Raw genomic sequence first — 14,299 nt, forward strand, 5'->3', positions numbered from 1 at the left:
GGCTGCTGAAAAAATCCGAGACCTCGATTTTTCGCGGGCTTTCGGCGCTTCGCGCCTCGGTCACGGCTGAAACTTTTGACCTAGCGAGCCCGCTCGGAATGACAATATAGGACTTGTTCGGCGCGGCTGAAGCCGCGCCCCTTCAAAGCAAGCCGTAGAGAAAGTAGATTGGGCGAGACAGGGCGGCGCCACAACTTCTGTAACTCGTACGGGTTTAGCTTCCGCGAAAGGTGACCAAGTTGTGCAACGCAGTTTGTGCGGTGGGCCTCCTTTCCCAATTCTCGCTGTCCACAGAAGTCCCAACATATACAACGGAGTCGAACCATGCGTGCCCGTAGCCTCACAGTTGAATCGCCGTGCACAATTCGGCGGATGGCGTGGACATTTTCGAGAGCCGCAGTTGTCTTGCTGACGGCGGCCCTGACCGCTTGCGGCGGGAGTAGCAACGGCAAGAAGATCTACGTTGTCGGCCTGGGCACGCCGAACGTGCAAATCTTCGCGGTCTCGAGCTCGGGCGCGCTGACCGCGGACACGACAAACTTGGTGGGCACCGGCTCGCGGCCGAACGCGATCATCCTGACTCGTCACTTCGCCTACGTGCTCGATTCCACCGGCGGCGTTCAGCCCGGCGGGATATCGGAGTATACGATCGGAAGTTCGGGCACGCTCTCGGCGGCACGCACCGCCTTAGCTCTCAGTACCACCACGGTCACCGCCACGCCACCCAAAACGGGTTTGAACCCGCTCGCGATGGTCATGGATTCCAACGGTAAGTTCGCGTTCGTGGCCAACCAGGGGTCAAATTCCATCTCCGTGTTCACCGTGGACGGCGGCACCGGTCTTCTGACTGAAGTGACAGGATCGCCTTTCTCTACCGCCGCCGGGCCGAGCGGCCTGGCAATCACTGGAAATACGCTTTTCGTCGCCAATCAGGGTGCGGGAACGGTGTCGGTCTATACCTTCGATCAGACGAGCGGTAGCCTGACGCAGGTGAGCGGCTCGCCATTTGCAGCGGGGACCAGCCCAACCGCCCTGGACGTGGATTCTGGCGGCAAATTCCTTTATGTCGCGGATCAAGCGTTCAATACTGTTTACGGGTTCAGCATCGCGGGGAGTTCAGGCCAGCTTTCGTCGATTGCGGGCTCGCCGTTTCCGGCGGGAACGACGCCGGTGAATGTGAGAGTTGTCGGAAGTTCTGTTTACGTTGCCAACACCGGGTCAGGGAATGTATCGGCTTACGCGATCAGCGGCTCAGGAGCACTGGCGACGGTCAGCGGCTCCCCATTCAGCGCCAGCGCCAATCCCGTGTATATCGCATCAGGAAACTCGGGCAAGCTGTTGTTTGTTGGCAATCAGGGATCAAACAACATCTCGGAGTTCCAGATCGGCAGCGGCGGGGCCTTGAGCGCCGTGAGCGGTTCGCCTTTTGCCACCGTTGTGGCAAGTCCCACGGCGATCGCCAGCAATTTCTAGTTCCGTTATTGGGAGAATTATGGCGTGACCGTTAGCGTGGCCAGCGGGCTGGTCACCCCGGAAGCACTCGCAGAAATGAAGACAGTTCCGGGTGCATGGCCCGTAGCCAGTCCGTTGCCGTCGATGGTTGCAATCACGGAGGAATTGTTAGCCCAGGTAAAGGTCACGCCGGTTACGGCGTTGCCATTGGCGTCCACCGCCGCGGCCGTAAACTGCTGGGTTGCATTGACCGCGATCGTCGCTGTTGGCGGCGAGATGGTGATGGATGCTATGGGTTGAGTCACGTTGAGCGTCGCAGGGGCACTGGTCACACCCGATGCGGAAGCTGTGATCTGAGTGCTTCCGCTCGTGCGGCCCAGAGCAACGCCGTTACTGTCAATGCTGGCCACATTGGGCGCACTACTGACCCAGGCAAACACGACACCGGTGAGCGTATTTCCCTTCGAGTCTTGCGCGGTTGCCGAAAACGCTTGCGCTCGGTTAGGCGAGATGGATGCCGATTTAGGCGTAACGTTGATTGTCGTGGGTGGACTTGAACTGGACGAGGATCCGCCCCCACAACCCGAAAGCCAGAAGCCGATCAACAACAATCCGCCCAATACACCAGCGCGCTTGCCGCTGCTATGTAGCAATTTCAGTCGCATGATCAATTGAGAGCGCCTTGGGGCTGCCGCAGGTACGCGCACCCCAGAAGGCCGGCACGTCTGATGGTATTCGCGTTTCAACCCCGTGTCCCGCAGAAAGTTTTTCCCGGGTGCACGGCGTGGCCCGGCGCGATCGGGAGCGCCGTCCGGTTGACGGAATGCGAGGTTCCTGTAAAGATTCGAATCGTCGGCGCTAACAACCAGCAACTTTGCCCGCCGCCAGGTGTTTAAGATGCGGCGAAGCTCGGATACCCAGGAGTCAACGCGCGAATGCGAACGCGTTCTTACGCGACGCCGCCCAATCCTCGTTTCAGCATGCATCGATTGTGCTCATTGCTGGCCGTTGCCGCATTGTTGTCGGGATGCGGCGGCTCGTCCACGGGGACGCTGGCCGCAATCGCAATAAGCCCTGCGAGCAGTTTTGTCGCCGTCAATGCCCAGCAGGTGTACACGGCAACCGCCCAGGACTCCAGGGGAAGAACTATCTCTGGAACCACGTTCACCTGGACCAGCAGTGCGCCCGACACGGCCAGCATAGACAGCGCAGGCGTTGCGACCGGCCACCACGTCGGGACAGCTCAAATCACCGCATCGTCATCGGGGATAACCAGCCCGGCGGCAACCCTCAACGTAGTGAGTTCGAGCACACCGATCGCCTCGGTGACGCTGACGCCCAGCGGCGCCACGATCAAGGTCGGAGAAACCCAACAGTTCACGGCGACTGCGTTGGATACAAACGGAAACAAGGTGAGTCCGGTGACCTTCACGTGGCGCAACAGCGCCGCCGGGGTTGCGATTGTCGACGGCAATGGACTTGCGACCGGCATCACGCCCGGCATGACAGTGATAACCGCCTCGGTCGGCACGGTAACCAGCCCGGCGGCCACGCTGACGGTGACTGCGCCATAGGCAAGTTGGTGGGAACCTTGGGAGACCTCATGAAGCAGGCAGCCGCGGCCATGGCGATCGTATTCGCCGGCATGATGATCGGGTGCAGCAGCGGAAACAGTGCCGGGGTGTCAGTTACTATTTCTCCGACCAGCGCCACGGTTCCAATCGGTCGCACACAGCAATTCACCGCCACCGTAAACAACGCGGGCAACAACGGGGTCACCTGGCAGGTGAATGGGGTCGTGGGCGGAAACTCCAACACGGGCACGATCACCTCGAGCGGGTTGTACACGGCCCCCTTAAGTCCCACCACGGTCACGGTCACCGCCGTTTCCGTGGCCAACACAACACAAGCCGCCTCCGCCACGGTAACGGTGGCGCTGCCGATTTCGATTACGCCCACCACTGCCGCGATCAATCTCAGCGGCACAGTGCAATTTACCGCCACGGTGACTTTTTCCAGCAATACGACGGTGACTTGGGAGGTGAATGGCACCAGTGGCGGCAATGCAAGCATCGGCACCATCAGCTCCAGCGGTCTGTATACCGCCCCGGCGAGCATCCCGAACCCCAATATCGTGACGATTACCGCCGTCGCGCAGGCCGACACGACGCAAACCGCGTCAGCAACGGTAACGATCAATCCTCCTCCACTAGTGATCACTCCAACCGGGCTGACCATGGCGGCCGGCGCGCAGCAGACGTTTACCGCCACCGTGAATGGGGCGAGCGTCACCCCGGTGTGGAGCGTCGCTTGCAAGAGTCAGTTGGCGGCCGGCTGTGGGAGCATTTCGTCGGGCGGCGTTTATGTCGCTCCGTCGTCGCCACCCCCTGGCGGGAGCGTCACCGTCACGGCAAAGATGGCGGATGGCAGTGCGGTCCCGGCAAGCACCAACGTCTCGGTGCAGTTTTCCAATGCTTCGCTGGCGGGATCGTACGCGTACGCGTTCAGCATTCGCACCAGCCAGAAACTGTCCGCTGAGGCGGGAACGATCGCCTGCGATGGCAACGGCAATATTACCGGCGGCACGATCGATCGCAGCGATGATGGCGGAACGCCGATCGCGATCACGGGGGGCACATACCAGATTGGCGACGACGGACGCGGCACTGCCGTGGTGGATACGGACCAAGGGCCGGTTGGGTGGCAGTTCGTCCTGACGAATCAACCGCTGGGCTACGTGGTGCGCTTCGATGCCAACGGTGCGACTGCCAGCGGAACCCTTGAACTACAACATCCAGACAAGTTCGGCCTGGCCTCGATCCAGGGAAACTATGCGGCAAGCCTGGTGGGCGTCAGTGCAGGTAGTTCGCCAGTCTTCATCGCCATGATTGGCAGCCTGGCCGCCGACGGGGCCGGACATTTCACTCGCGGCATTCTTGACGTCAACAACAACTCCAGCATAAGCACGAACCTCAGCGCCACCGGCACATATAGTTCCCCATCATCGTCGGGCCGTGGAACCTTCACGCTCACCAGCGCCTTGGGCACGCAGACGTTTGCCTATTACCAGGTTGACGATACGCGTCTGAAGCTGGTTGAAATCGACGGGGCCAGCGCCTTGGCCGGCGAAGTGTCAAAACAGCCGCCTGGCCCGTTCACCAACGCGAGTTTCAATGGCCGGTACGCCTTGGCGATGGCCGGAGTGAAGGGTGGAAGCACATTCGGGATGGGCGGCCTGTTCACCATGAACCTGGGCGAGATTACCAACCGGCTACTCGATGGGGTAAATCAGACCGTGTTCGATTCGCAAGGAGGATACTCCGTCACGGATTCCACGTTGGGGCGCACCACCGTAAACTGGACCGTCAACAACGGAGCCGTGTTGCAATACGTGCTGTACCCGCGTAGCGACGGTGGATTTGCGATGTTGGAAATCGATGGAACCGCCGCCGCCGAGGGCATTGTCCTTCCCCAGACTCTGTCCAGCCCGAGCACTTTTTCACAGACGGGGAACTTCGCGGTCACGCTAACCGGAGGCGAACCGCCCAGCAGCCTTGCCAATGAAAGCATAACGGGGCAATTTGTGCTGCCAGGCGGCGCGGCGTTTTCCGGCGCATTAGATATTGATGAGAACGGCGCGACCACACAGGGGGGGGCCTTCCAGGTTGGGGTCTTCACGGTCGATGTCAATAGTGGACGCGGCGTGGCTACGGCGCTGCCAAGCTCATCCGTCCTAAGCAATGCCAGCTTCATCCTGTACATTCTGGATGCCGACAAAGCGCTCATTCTGGAAAACGACAACGCTCGGGTATTGACGGGTGTCATGACACGGCAGTACTAGGGAAACTCTGATCAAGCACGTCGTCAGTCCCTCAGCAGCTAGTCTAAAGCCGTGCTATTTCTGCGGCATTTACGGGCGGCCTGAAGGCCGTCCCCTTCAAAAACCGGAGTTGATCAGACCCTCCCTAGCGCTGAAACTTACCAAGACACGCTGCGGTTAGTGCCGCCCAGCGACCTACACCGATTCAACCAACCGCGCCAGCAGTGCAGTGCGGCGCGGGATTTCCGCGACCACGATGGATTCATTGCGGGCGTGTGCGCCTTCGCCGACGGCACCCAGGCCGTCCAGCGTGGGAATGCCGAGCGCGGCGGTAAAGTTGCCATCGGAGCCGCCGCCAACCGAGGCCTCGTCAACTTCAAATCCAAGCTCGCGCGCCGCAGCCTGCGCCTTGCGGAACAAGGCGACCACCGCAGGCGTGCGCTCCAGGGGCGGGCGGTTGATGCCGCCACTGACCTGGAGGCGACAGACCTTGTCGAAGGGCCGCAGGGACCGGAATTTGCGGTCGAGCAGCGGCGCGTCGAGCAGGCGGGCAATGCGCGCGTCGACCTCGACCTCGGCTTCGGCGGCGACAACGTTGGTGCGCGTGCCGCCGCGAATGATGCCCGGGTTCACGGTGATGCCGCGCCTGGCGCCGTTGAAGGCAGCGATGCGCTCGATCTGGCGCGCCAGTTCGATGATGGCGCTGTGGCCGTTCTGCGGATCGAGCCCAGCGTGCGCGGCGCAGCCGGTGACCCTGACCTGGTATTCGCCGACGCCTTTGCGCGCCGTCTTCAACGCGCCCTTCAATCCCGCCGACGGCTCCAGCACGAAGACCGCCGCGGATTGCCTCGCCAGCTTTTCCAGGATGGCGCGCGAGGTGGCACTCTTGACCTCCTCGTCGCTCACCAACAGGATGGTGACGGGCCGCGGCAGCGCGCCGTGGAGCTCGCGTAGCGCGTCAACCGCGAAGATCATCTGCGCGATACCCGTCTTCATGTCGTAAACGCCGGGCCCGAAGAGACGGCCATTTTTCTCGCACAACGGCATGGTCTTCAAGGCGCCAACGTCCCACACGGTGTCCATGTGACCGAGCAGCAGGACTGGTTTTTGACGGCTGGCGGCAGCGAAGTCCGCCTGCAAATGGTTGCCGAATTCCTTGACCGGATGCACGCGGACACGAGCGCCCTTGCGTTGCAGCGTTTTCGCGAGTGATTGGGCGAACGAATCCACCGCGCGCTTGTTGAAGCTGGGCGATTCCTGCACGACCAGTTGGCGGATGAATTCGACCATCTCCCGGCGGCGCGCGTTGAGCAAGGCGAGCAGTTGCGACGGAACTATGTTGGCGACACTCATGCTTTCGCTATAATGCCTGACTTACCCGCAATCATGGACACAGAAGCGACGACGGAACAGAAAACGACACTGGACATCACGGAAATCCAGCGGATCCTGCCACACCGCTATCCGTTCCTGCTGATTGACCGCGTGGTGGAACTGACGCGGCGGCAGCGCATTGTTGCGCTCAAGAACGTAACCGTGAACGAGCCGTACTTCCAGGGCCATTTTCCCGGATTTCCCATCATGCCTGGGGTGTTGATGGTGGAAGCGATCGCGCAGGCAGGAGGCGCGCTGCTGCTGACCGAAATCGAGGACCACGACCGGCATCTGATGGTTTTCTCCGGCATCGAGCGCGCGCGCTTCCGCCGTCCGGTGGTGCCGGGTGACCAGTTGCGCATCGAGGTGACGGTGCTGGCATGGCGGATGCACGCGGTGCGCATGGAGGGAAAGATTTTTGTCGGCGACAACCGGGTGTGTGAAGCCATCGTGAGCTGCCGGCTGGTGCCGCGTTCCGCCGCAGCGAACGCCGAGTCACCCGGCGGCGACAGTCAGGGCGAGTCGTGAACAACCCCACCTTGTCGCTCCAAAACCGGGAGCGACAAGGGCGGGGCAACCGCTCCGGCGCCGAACCTGGAATTCGAAACTGAAACTCGTTGATCCATCCCACCGCCATCATCGATCCCACAGCCAGGATTCCGGAGTCCTGCCGTATCGGACCGTACTGCGTTGTCGGAGCGAAGGTGGAGATGGGGGGAAATTGCGAGCTGGTGGCGCACGTCGTGCTGCATGGGCCGACACGCATGGGCCGGAACAACCGCATCTATCCGTTCGCGGCGGTGGGCATTGATCCCCAGGACATCAGCTACCGCGGCGAGGCAACGGGGCTGGAGATCGGCGACGACAATACCATCCGCGAGTACGTCACGATCAACCGCGGCACAATGAAAGGCGGTGGGGTTACGCGCATCGGCAGCGGCATTCTTATCATGGCGTACACGCATATCGGGCACGATTGCGTGATTGGCGACCACGCCATGCTGATCAACGCGGCCACGCTTGCGGGGCACGTCACGGTGGAAGAATGGGCGGTGGTGGGCGCGCTGTGTCCGGTGCACCAATTCGTGCGCATCGGCGCGCATAGCTACATTGGCGGCGGGACCACAATCACGCAGGACGTACTGCCGTTTTCCAAGACCAGTGCGGCGCGCGAGAATCGGGCGTACGGGCTGAACAGCGTGGGATTGAAGCGGCGTGGATTTAGCGACGAGCGGCTACGCAAACTGCATCACGCATACAAGATCCTGCTGGCGTCCAAGCTGAACACCTCGCAGGCGATCGAGAAGCTGCGCCGCGAGGGCAACCTGGGCGAAGACGTCGAGCTGCTGGTCCGGTTCATCGAGTCGTCGGACCGGGGAGTAATTAAGTGAAGCGGGCGCGGCGCGATGGAGTGCGGGTGCATGCAGCCGGACGTCCGACAGCCTCATTGCCACTGCAACAAGCGAAACGGCACGGTGGGCGATAGATAGCCATCTCCTCCCCGGGCGGGGTTCGGAATGCGCAGCAACGCGAATTGAGCCGCGAAGGTGATGGGGCCGAGAGCGTTTGCTGCTATAATAACGACGATGCGGCAAGGTCCGCGCCCGCAGTCCTGAAGACAGCCAACAAGCAGTGTCCGCAATGCGTCGGGGAGTGGCTCAGCCTGGTAGAGCACCTGGTTCGGGACCAGGGGGTCGGAGGTTCAAATCCTCTCTCCCCGACCAATCCTCAAAATTCGGTCGTAAGCTCCTGAAATTGTGAGGTCGAAAATTCCGCTCCGAACACGGCGGTTCTAAAATCGTCTGCTAGGGCCGACCAATCTCTTTTGGGGGTTTGCTTTTCAGGTCGGACGAGCACACCGATTCCCTCAATGAACTTCTCGTGTGGAAACCGGTGATGCTGTTCTGGCGGCTATTTGAGCCCGCGATGTTCGAGCAGGGGCCCAATATCCGGCGGCCCTCCGTAAAACTGCTCGAACAGGACCTCCGGATTCGCGCTGCGTCCGCGCGCGAGCACCTTGGCCCGCAGAAAGTCGCCATTGGCGCGCTGCAGACCGCCGTGGGTATGGAACCACTGTTCGGTATCCCGCGCCAGCACCTCGCTCCAGATGTAAGCGTAATAGCCGGCCGCATAGCCGCCGGCGAAGGCGTGCGCGAAATACGGAGTGTGGTAGCGGGGCGGAACCGGCGCGTATTCCACGCCGTCCTTTTTCAAAGCGGCAGCCTCAAACGCCATCACCTTATCGGCTGAGGGCGCCTGTGCCGAATTGATCTGATGCCAGGCTTGGTCGAGCAGCGCGGCCGCTATGTATTCGGTGGTCGCGTAACCCTGGCCGAATTTCTCGGCCGCGAGCACCTTGTCGAGCAGCGCCTGGGGCATCGGTGCGCCGGTCTGGTAGTGCTTTGCATAGTGGGTGAACACAATCGGCTCGCGCGCCCACATCTCGTTGTACTGCGACGGAAACTCGACAAAATCACGCGGCACCCTGGTGCCGGAGAGCGAGGGATAGTTCACGTCCGAGAACAGGCCATGCAGCGCGTGCCCGAACTCGTGGAACATGGTGCTGACCTCATCGAAGGTCAGCAAGGTGGGCTGGCCCTGCGGCGGCTTGGGGATGTTGAGGTTGTTGACGACGACGGGCTTCAACCCGAGCAGCCTGGACTGGCCAACGTAATTGCTCATCCAGGCGCCACCGCGCTTGTTGTCGCGCGCGAAATAGTCGGCCAGGAACAGGCCCACCGGAGAGCCATCGGCATTGAAAACCTCGAACACTCGTACGTCCGTCTGGTACACCGGGAGGTCGTGGCGCTCCTTGAAGTCGAGACCGTAGAGCTGATGGGCGGCATAGAACAGGCCGTCCTGCATCACGCGGTTCAACTCGAAGTAAGGCTTCACCTCGGACTGGTCGAAGCCGAAGCGGGCTTTGCGGACCTGTTCGGCGTAGAAGGCCCAGTCCCAGGGCTGCAGTGTGAATGGCGTGCCGTTGCCGGCGCTCGCCTGTTCGTCGATCAGTTTCTGGTTGTCGGCCGCTTCTTTTTTGGCGTTGGCGAGGGCAGGCGGCACGAGCCGGGCGAGCATCTGGTTGACGGCCGCAGGCGTGCCCGCAGTCTCATCCGCCAGCCCATACGCCGCATAATCGGGATACCCCAGCAGGGTGGCCTTTTCTGCGCGCAGCTTCACGATTTGCGCGACGACCGCCGTGTTGTCGTAGGTACCGCCGTCGGCGCGGCCGATCGAGGCTTGGTAGATTTTCTCCCGCAGCGCTCGGTTCCGGAGTTGCTCCAGCACCGGCTGGATGGTGGTGTTCTGCAGTGGGATCACCCACTTGCCGTTGAGCCCGCGCGCCTTCGCTGCTTCCGCCGCGGCGCCGATCTGTTCGCGTGAAAGCCCGTCCAGATCGCCGACGTTGTCAACGACCACCGCGGAATCCTTGGTGGCCTTGAGCACGTTCTGTTGGAACCGGGTGGTCAGCGACGCGATCTGCTCGTTGAGCTGCCGCAGCCTACTTTTGTCTGCATCCGAGAGCTTCGCCCCGGCCCGCACGAACTCGGTATAAGTGCGCTCCAGCAATTGCAGCGACTCGGGGTCCAGTTGGAGAGCGGCGCGCTTCTGGTAAACCGCGTCGAAACGCGCGAACAACGCCGCGTCGAGCAGGATGGCGTCCCGGTGCGCGGAGCGCTTCGGAGCCATCTCGGAGGCAATTTTCAGGATCTCGGGATTGGTGTTGGACCCGTTGAGATTGGAGAAGGCCGACGATACCCGATCCAGCAACTGGCCCGATTTTTCCAAAGCAACGACGGTGTTTTCGAAGCTCGGCGGCGCCGGGTTGCGGTCGATCGCCTCGACCTCTTTGCGCTGTTCAGCCATACCGGCGTCGAAGGCGGGCCGGAAGTCCGCGTCCTTAATGCGGTCGAAAGGGGGAAGGTGGTAGGGCAGCGTGCTCGGCCGGGCGAACGGATTATCGGCGGAAAGCTGCGGCGCGACGACGGCCGAACCTTGATGGCCGACCTGCGCGGACACGGTGACGGCAGCAAGCGCTGCCGCGAATATGAGGCAGCGAACGGTTTTTGAATGCATGACATGTACTCCGCGGCAAATGCGACCTGTGGGCCACGGTGCATCCTGCCGTAAACACAGAAAAGCGTTACTTGCATTGTGATAAACCGGGGCTAGACGGAACGTTTTCCGGTTTGAACTGCGCCGCCTTCGACAGCACCGGGCCACAAGGGCTGACGACGCTGCAACCGCCAACCACAGCAGCGGCATTGTAGCGCGCGTGTCAATGCCGGAATTTCCACCATTTGCTGCGAGGGAACTGGCCCACCCTCTCCAGCAGGAAATAAATTTGCCCGCCTTTGGCGAAGCGCGGGCACAGGATTTCGGAGTTGAACCGCGACACGCAACGGTTCGGCGGCTCCGCTAGTAACAAGAGTTCCAAATCGTTCGCCAGGGCCGACCATCTGGAAACTATCTCGCCATGAACCATGTCAGCAAAGTGCGGATTCCCTCAGGGCACTTTCAGCAACGTTGCGATGGCGAAGTTGAAGGGAGAATGTCACAGGAGGTTGTGACGAGCATTAAGTTGCACCAGTTAGCGTATGGTCGATGGTGTATAGTGTCCGACATGCGGGCGCAGATACCCATTCTGAGCAGCGCAGAGCGGGAACATTTGGAGAGCATCGTGCACCGTCCGAGCAGCACCAGGCGGGATGAATTCCGGGCACGACTCATCTTGGATGCCGCCTACGGCTTGAGTAATGAAACCATTGCCGCGCAGCGCAAGACGCGTCCGGCTACGGTGAGCAAGTGGCGCAGCCGGTTTCTGGCGCGGCGACTGCAGGGACTCGGCGATGCCCCGCGCAGCGGCAAGCCACGGCGCTACGATGCCGGCGCTGAGCAGCGGATTCTCCGGCAGTTGGACGCTCCGGTTCCCTCTGGATATACACGCTGGAACGGGAGCTTGCTGGCGGCGGCGCTGGGAGACATTTCCGACGATCAGATCTGGCGGGTGCTGCGCAAGCACGGCATCAGCCTGGAACGGCGCCGCAGTTGGTGTGTGAGCACGGACCCCTGCTTTGCCCAGAAAGCCGCCGATGTAGTGGGGCTGTATCTGGACCCACCGGAGAACGCCCTGGTGCTGTCGGTGGACGAGAAACCGCACAACCAAGCGCTGGAGCGCGCGCAGGGCTGGCTGCGGCTGCCGCATGGCAAGGCCCTCAGCGGGTTCTCGCATGACGATCCGCGGCACAGCAGGACCAGCTTGTTCGCCGCTCTGGAAGTGGCCACCGGATTGGTGAAAGTGGGCCACTACGCGCGCCGCGGCCGGGTGGAGTTCCTCGAGTTCATGAATGGCATCGTGGCCGCTCATCCGCACCAGTCCATTCACGTCATCCTCGACAATCTCAACACTGACAAACCCGCGTGCGACCGCTGGGTCGAACGGCACAAGAACGTCCACTTCCACGACACCCCCACCCACGCTTCCTGGCTGAATCAGGTGGAGATCTGGTTCAGCATTCTCAGCCGGGAATCCCAGGCGGGGACCAGCTTCGCCAGCACGGAACAATTTCGCCACCATATCGAGCTTTTTGTCGACGCCTATAACCAGAACGCCCATCCGTTCGAGTGGAAGAAACAGATCGAGTTCCAGAAGCATCGCAGGGCATCATACGCCAACTTAAGCAACTAGGTATCAGGGTACCTCATGGCTTCCTTGTCCCCCTTCATTAGTGCCAACACCAACGTAACGGAAGTTACTGTCGAATTTCTCGTACAAAGGCAAGAAAAGTGATTATCTACATGATGTTCGGGCTGCTCTGGGCAGCGTCTTGGCCGAATCCGATCCAGAACGCCTGTTTGCACTCACGCGAAGTGTATGTCCGTGGATACAAAACAAAATCAAGGGCAGCAGGAGTGCCGCCCTTGGCTTCTCCGATTCCGTCCAAATCCGTCAGCGGCATTGCAACTGTTCTGCTTCCCGTACGCTGGCGTAGGAGCCTCCGCCTATTTTTCCTGGGCGCATGAACTCGCTCCCAGCATCGAGTTGCTGGCGGTCCAGCTTCCCGGCAGGGAGGACCGCATCCGGGAGAAGCCGTTCAACCGGCTGAGCGACATCGTGCCCTTAGCTGCCCAGGCCATTCGCCCGCTGGTGAGGGGGCCGTATGCCTTTTTCGGTCACAGCATGGGAGCTCTGATTGCATTCGAAGTCACCCGGTATCTGCGCGCGGAAGCTTTCCCTGGCCCGGCGCAGCTATTTGTGTCGGCGCGGCGAGCGCCGCCCCGCCCCGAACGGCTGGCCCGGATCCACCATCTTCCCGAGGCTGAGTTTCTGGCGGCATTGCGGCGACGCTGGAATGGGATTCCGCCGGCCGTACTGCGCGAACCCGAACTTCTCCAACTCGTTTTGCCCAGTCTGAGGGCGGATATGGCGGTCATCGAAACCTACACCTACACCAACGGCGAGCGCCTCGACAGCCCCATCTCGGTGTTTGGGGCGGAGAACGACAAGGGAGTGGATCGCGACGACCTTCAGGCGTGGGGAGAGTTGACCAATGGGTTTTTCCGGCTGCGAATGTTCCCGGGTGACCATTTCTTTATCCGGAGCCAGTATCGGAAAGTTGCGCGCGCGGTGAGCGAGGACTTTCTCGCGGTTCTGGACGATCGTCAAGGTGCCGCGCCATGCTGACCGATGCTCAGGAATGGAAAATGTCCAACCGCACCCCCGCCATGACCCAGGGGAGCGTGCACGTGTGGTTTGCGAGGCTCGATCATCCGGATGCAGTCATGCAAAGGCTGGCAGAGAACATCTCCTCCGACGAATACAAGCGGGCCATGCGCTTTCGGTTCCCGCAGGGCCGGAATCGATACATGGTCGCGCGGGCGCTTCTGCGAGAGGTTCTGGCCGGTTATTTGGGGAGCGAACCACGAGCTCTGTCGTTCCAGTATGGCCGTTACGGAAAGCCGACACTGGCGGGAACTTTCGCGGAAAGTGAGATCCGGTTCAACGTCTCGCACTCGTCGGCGTGGCGCAGGGGCGGGAGATTGGGGTCGATCTAGAATTCATCCGCCCGCTCAGCGACCTTCGCGATCTTGCGGAATCGTGCTTTTCGATCGCCGAGAAGGCTGCATTGGAAGCGTTGCCGGAGCACGAGAGGCTGCGCGGATTTTTCGATGGCTGGACCCGGAAAGAAGCTTACTTGAAGGCGACCGGCAAGGGGCTGTCATTTTCTCTGCAGTCCTTCGAGGTGTCGCTGGCGCCGGGACCTGGCCGGCGAGCGTTGATGCTTCCCGACGGCAGCAAGAATGAACCCGCATTGACGCTGGTATCGCTGGCACCGCGTGCAGATTATTCCGCGGCGGTCGTGGTTGATGGTTGTGATTGCCATCTCACGTGCGCTGAATGGCCGGTGGATGCTGTGCCGCACCGGCCACCCGTTCAGACCATTCTTTGCCGTACTTCTGGGGAGCGCAAGTTTTCCTTATCCGTCGAGAGCGAGGAAGGTGGCGTGTTGGGTCAGCTCAGGATGGGAGTGAAATGATGTCAACCGCCGATGTCACTTCGCATAGTCCGCAGACGGATCTACCGAAGCCGGAGTCGAGCGCGGGCTTGCCGAGCTTGAGCCCCCAGGATTCAGGGTCTCGTGCCCCGATTGC

General features: G+C 61.3%; 13 protein-coding genes and 1 tRNA gene. 11 read left to right on the forward strand and 3 right to left on the reverse strand.

Annotated features, from left to right (window positions below):
* Positions 1-405 precede the first annotated feature (405 nt).
* Positions 406-1,473: a lactonase family protein gene (locus tag LAN64_14915; GenBank protein ID MBZ5569128.1), complete on the forward strand. Its 1,068-nt coding sequence runs from the start codon at positions 406-408 to the stop codon at positions 1,471-1,473.
* A gap of 17 nt (positions 1,474-1,490) precedes the next feature.
* Here LAN64_14915 and LAN64_14920 read toward each other — a convergent pair whose 3' ends face one another.
* A complete protein-coding gene (locus LAN64_14920; protein MBZ5569129.1) occupies positions 1,491-1,757 on the reverse strand; it encodes an Ig-like domain-containing protein in 267 nt (88 codons plus the stop codon).
* Positions 1,758-1,851: 94 nt separating this feature from the next.
* Between LAN64_14920 and LAN64_14925 the strand changes: the two genes are divergently transcribed.
* The 3 genes from LAN64_14925 (at position 1,852) to LAN64_14935 (ending at position 5,293) form a co-directional block, all read left to right on the forward strand.
* Positions 1,852-2,127, forward strand: a complete 276-nt coding sequence (locus tag LAN64_14925; protein ID MBZ5569130.1) for a hypothetical protein — start codon at positions 1,852-1,854, stop codon at positions 2,125-2,127.
* Between the two features lie 260 nt (positions 2,128-2,387).
* Positions 2,388-3,026: an Ig-like domain-containing protein gene (locus LAN64_14930; protein ID MBZ5569131.1), complete on the forward strand. Its 639-nt coding sequence runs from the start codon at positions 2,388-2,390 to the stop codon at positions 3,024-3,026.
* A 29-nt stretch (positions 3,027-3,055) separates the two neighbouring features.
* Positions 3,056-5,293 carry an Ig-like domain-containing protein gene (locus LAN64_14935; GenBank protein ID MBZ5569132.1) on the forward strand — a complete coding sequence of 746 codons (2,238 nt, stop codon included), beginning with the start codon at positions 3,056-3,058 and terminating at the stop codon, positions 5,291-5,293.
* A gap of 174 nt (positions 5,294-5,467) precedes the next feature.
* Here LAN64_14935 and LAN64_14940 read toward each other — a convergent pair whose 3' ends face one another.
* Positions 5,468-6,562, reverse strand: a complete 1,095-nt coding sequence (locus tag LAN64_14940; GenBank protein MBZ5569133.1) for a M20 family metallopeptidase — start codon at positions 6,560-6,562, stop codon at positions 5,468-5,470.
* Positions 6,563-6,658: 96 nt separating this feature from the next.
* Here LAN64_14940 and fabZ point away from each other — a divergent pair, with 96 nt between their 5' ends.
* From fabZ to LAN64_14955, 3 genes are all read left to right on the forward strand, one after another.
* Positions 6,659-7,174 (forward strand): 3-hydroxyacyl-ACP dehydratase FabZ, encoded by a 516-nt coding sequence (gene fabZ / locus LAN64_14945; protein ID MBZ5569134.1) that lies wholly within the window; start codon positions 6,659-6,661, stop codon positions 7,172-7,174.
* An 89-nt stretch (positions 7,175-7,263) separates the two neighbouring features.
* Entirely contained in the window at positions 7,264-8,037 is a 774-nt protein-coding gene (gene lpxA / locus LAN64_14950) for an acyl-ACP--UDP-N-acetylglucosamine O-acyltransferase (GenBank protein ID MBZ5569135.1), read from the forward strand.
* 256 nt (positions 8,038-8,293) lie between these two features.
* A tRNA-Pro gene (locus tag LAN64_14955) sits at positions 8,294-8,370 on the forward strand.
* A 187-nt stretch (positions 8,371-8,557) separates the two neighbouring features.
* Here LAN64_14955 and LAN64_14960 read toward each other — a convergent pair.
* Positions 8,558-10,723, reverse strand: a complete 2,166-nt coding sequence (locus LAN64_14960) for a M3 family metallopeptidase (GenBank protein ID MBZ5569136.1) — start codon at positions 10,721-10,723, stop codon at positions 8,558-8,560.
* A 547-nt stretch (positions 10,724-11,270) separates the two neighbouring features.
* On the opposite strand from LAN64_14960, the gene LAN64_14965 reads away from it, so the two are divergent.
* From LAN64_14965 to LAN64_14980, 4 genes are all read left to right on the forward strand, one after another.
* Entirely contained in the window at positions 11,271-12,335 is a 1,065-nt protein-coding gene (locus LAN64_14965; protein ID MBZ5569137.1) for an IS630 family transposase, read from the forward strand.
* Positions 12,336-12,521: 186 nt separating this feature from the next.
* The gene (locus tag LAN64_14970) at positions 12,522-13,331 is read left to right on the forward strand and encodes an alpha/beta fold hydrolase (GenBank protein ID MBZ5569138.1); all 810 of its coding nucleotides are present in this window, start codon (positions 12,522-12,524) and stop codon (positions 13,329-13,331) included.
* The gene (locus LAN64_14975) at positions 13,325-13,702 is read left to right on the forward strand and encodes a hypothetical protein (protein MBZ5569139.1); all 378 of its coding nucleotides are present in this window, start codon (positions 13,325-13,327) and stop codon (positions 13,700-13,702) included. The genes LAN64_14970 and LAN64_14975 overlap by 7 nt, the downstream gene beginning before the upstream one ends.
* Entirely contained in the window at positions 13,669-14,184 is a 516-nt protein-coding gene (locus LAN64_14980; protein ID MBZ5569140.1) for a 4'-phosphopantetheinyl transferase superfamily protein, read from the forward strand. Before LAN64_14975 ends, LAN64_14980 begins: the two co-directional genes overlap by 34 nt.
* The last annotated feature ends 115 nt before the right edge of the window (positions 14,185-14,299 follow it).

The sequence above is a fragment of the Terriglobia bacterium genome (genome assembly GCA_020073185.1).
GTDB lineage: Bacteria > Acidobacteriota > Terriglobia > Terriglobales > Acidobacteriaceae > JAIQGF01.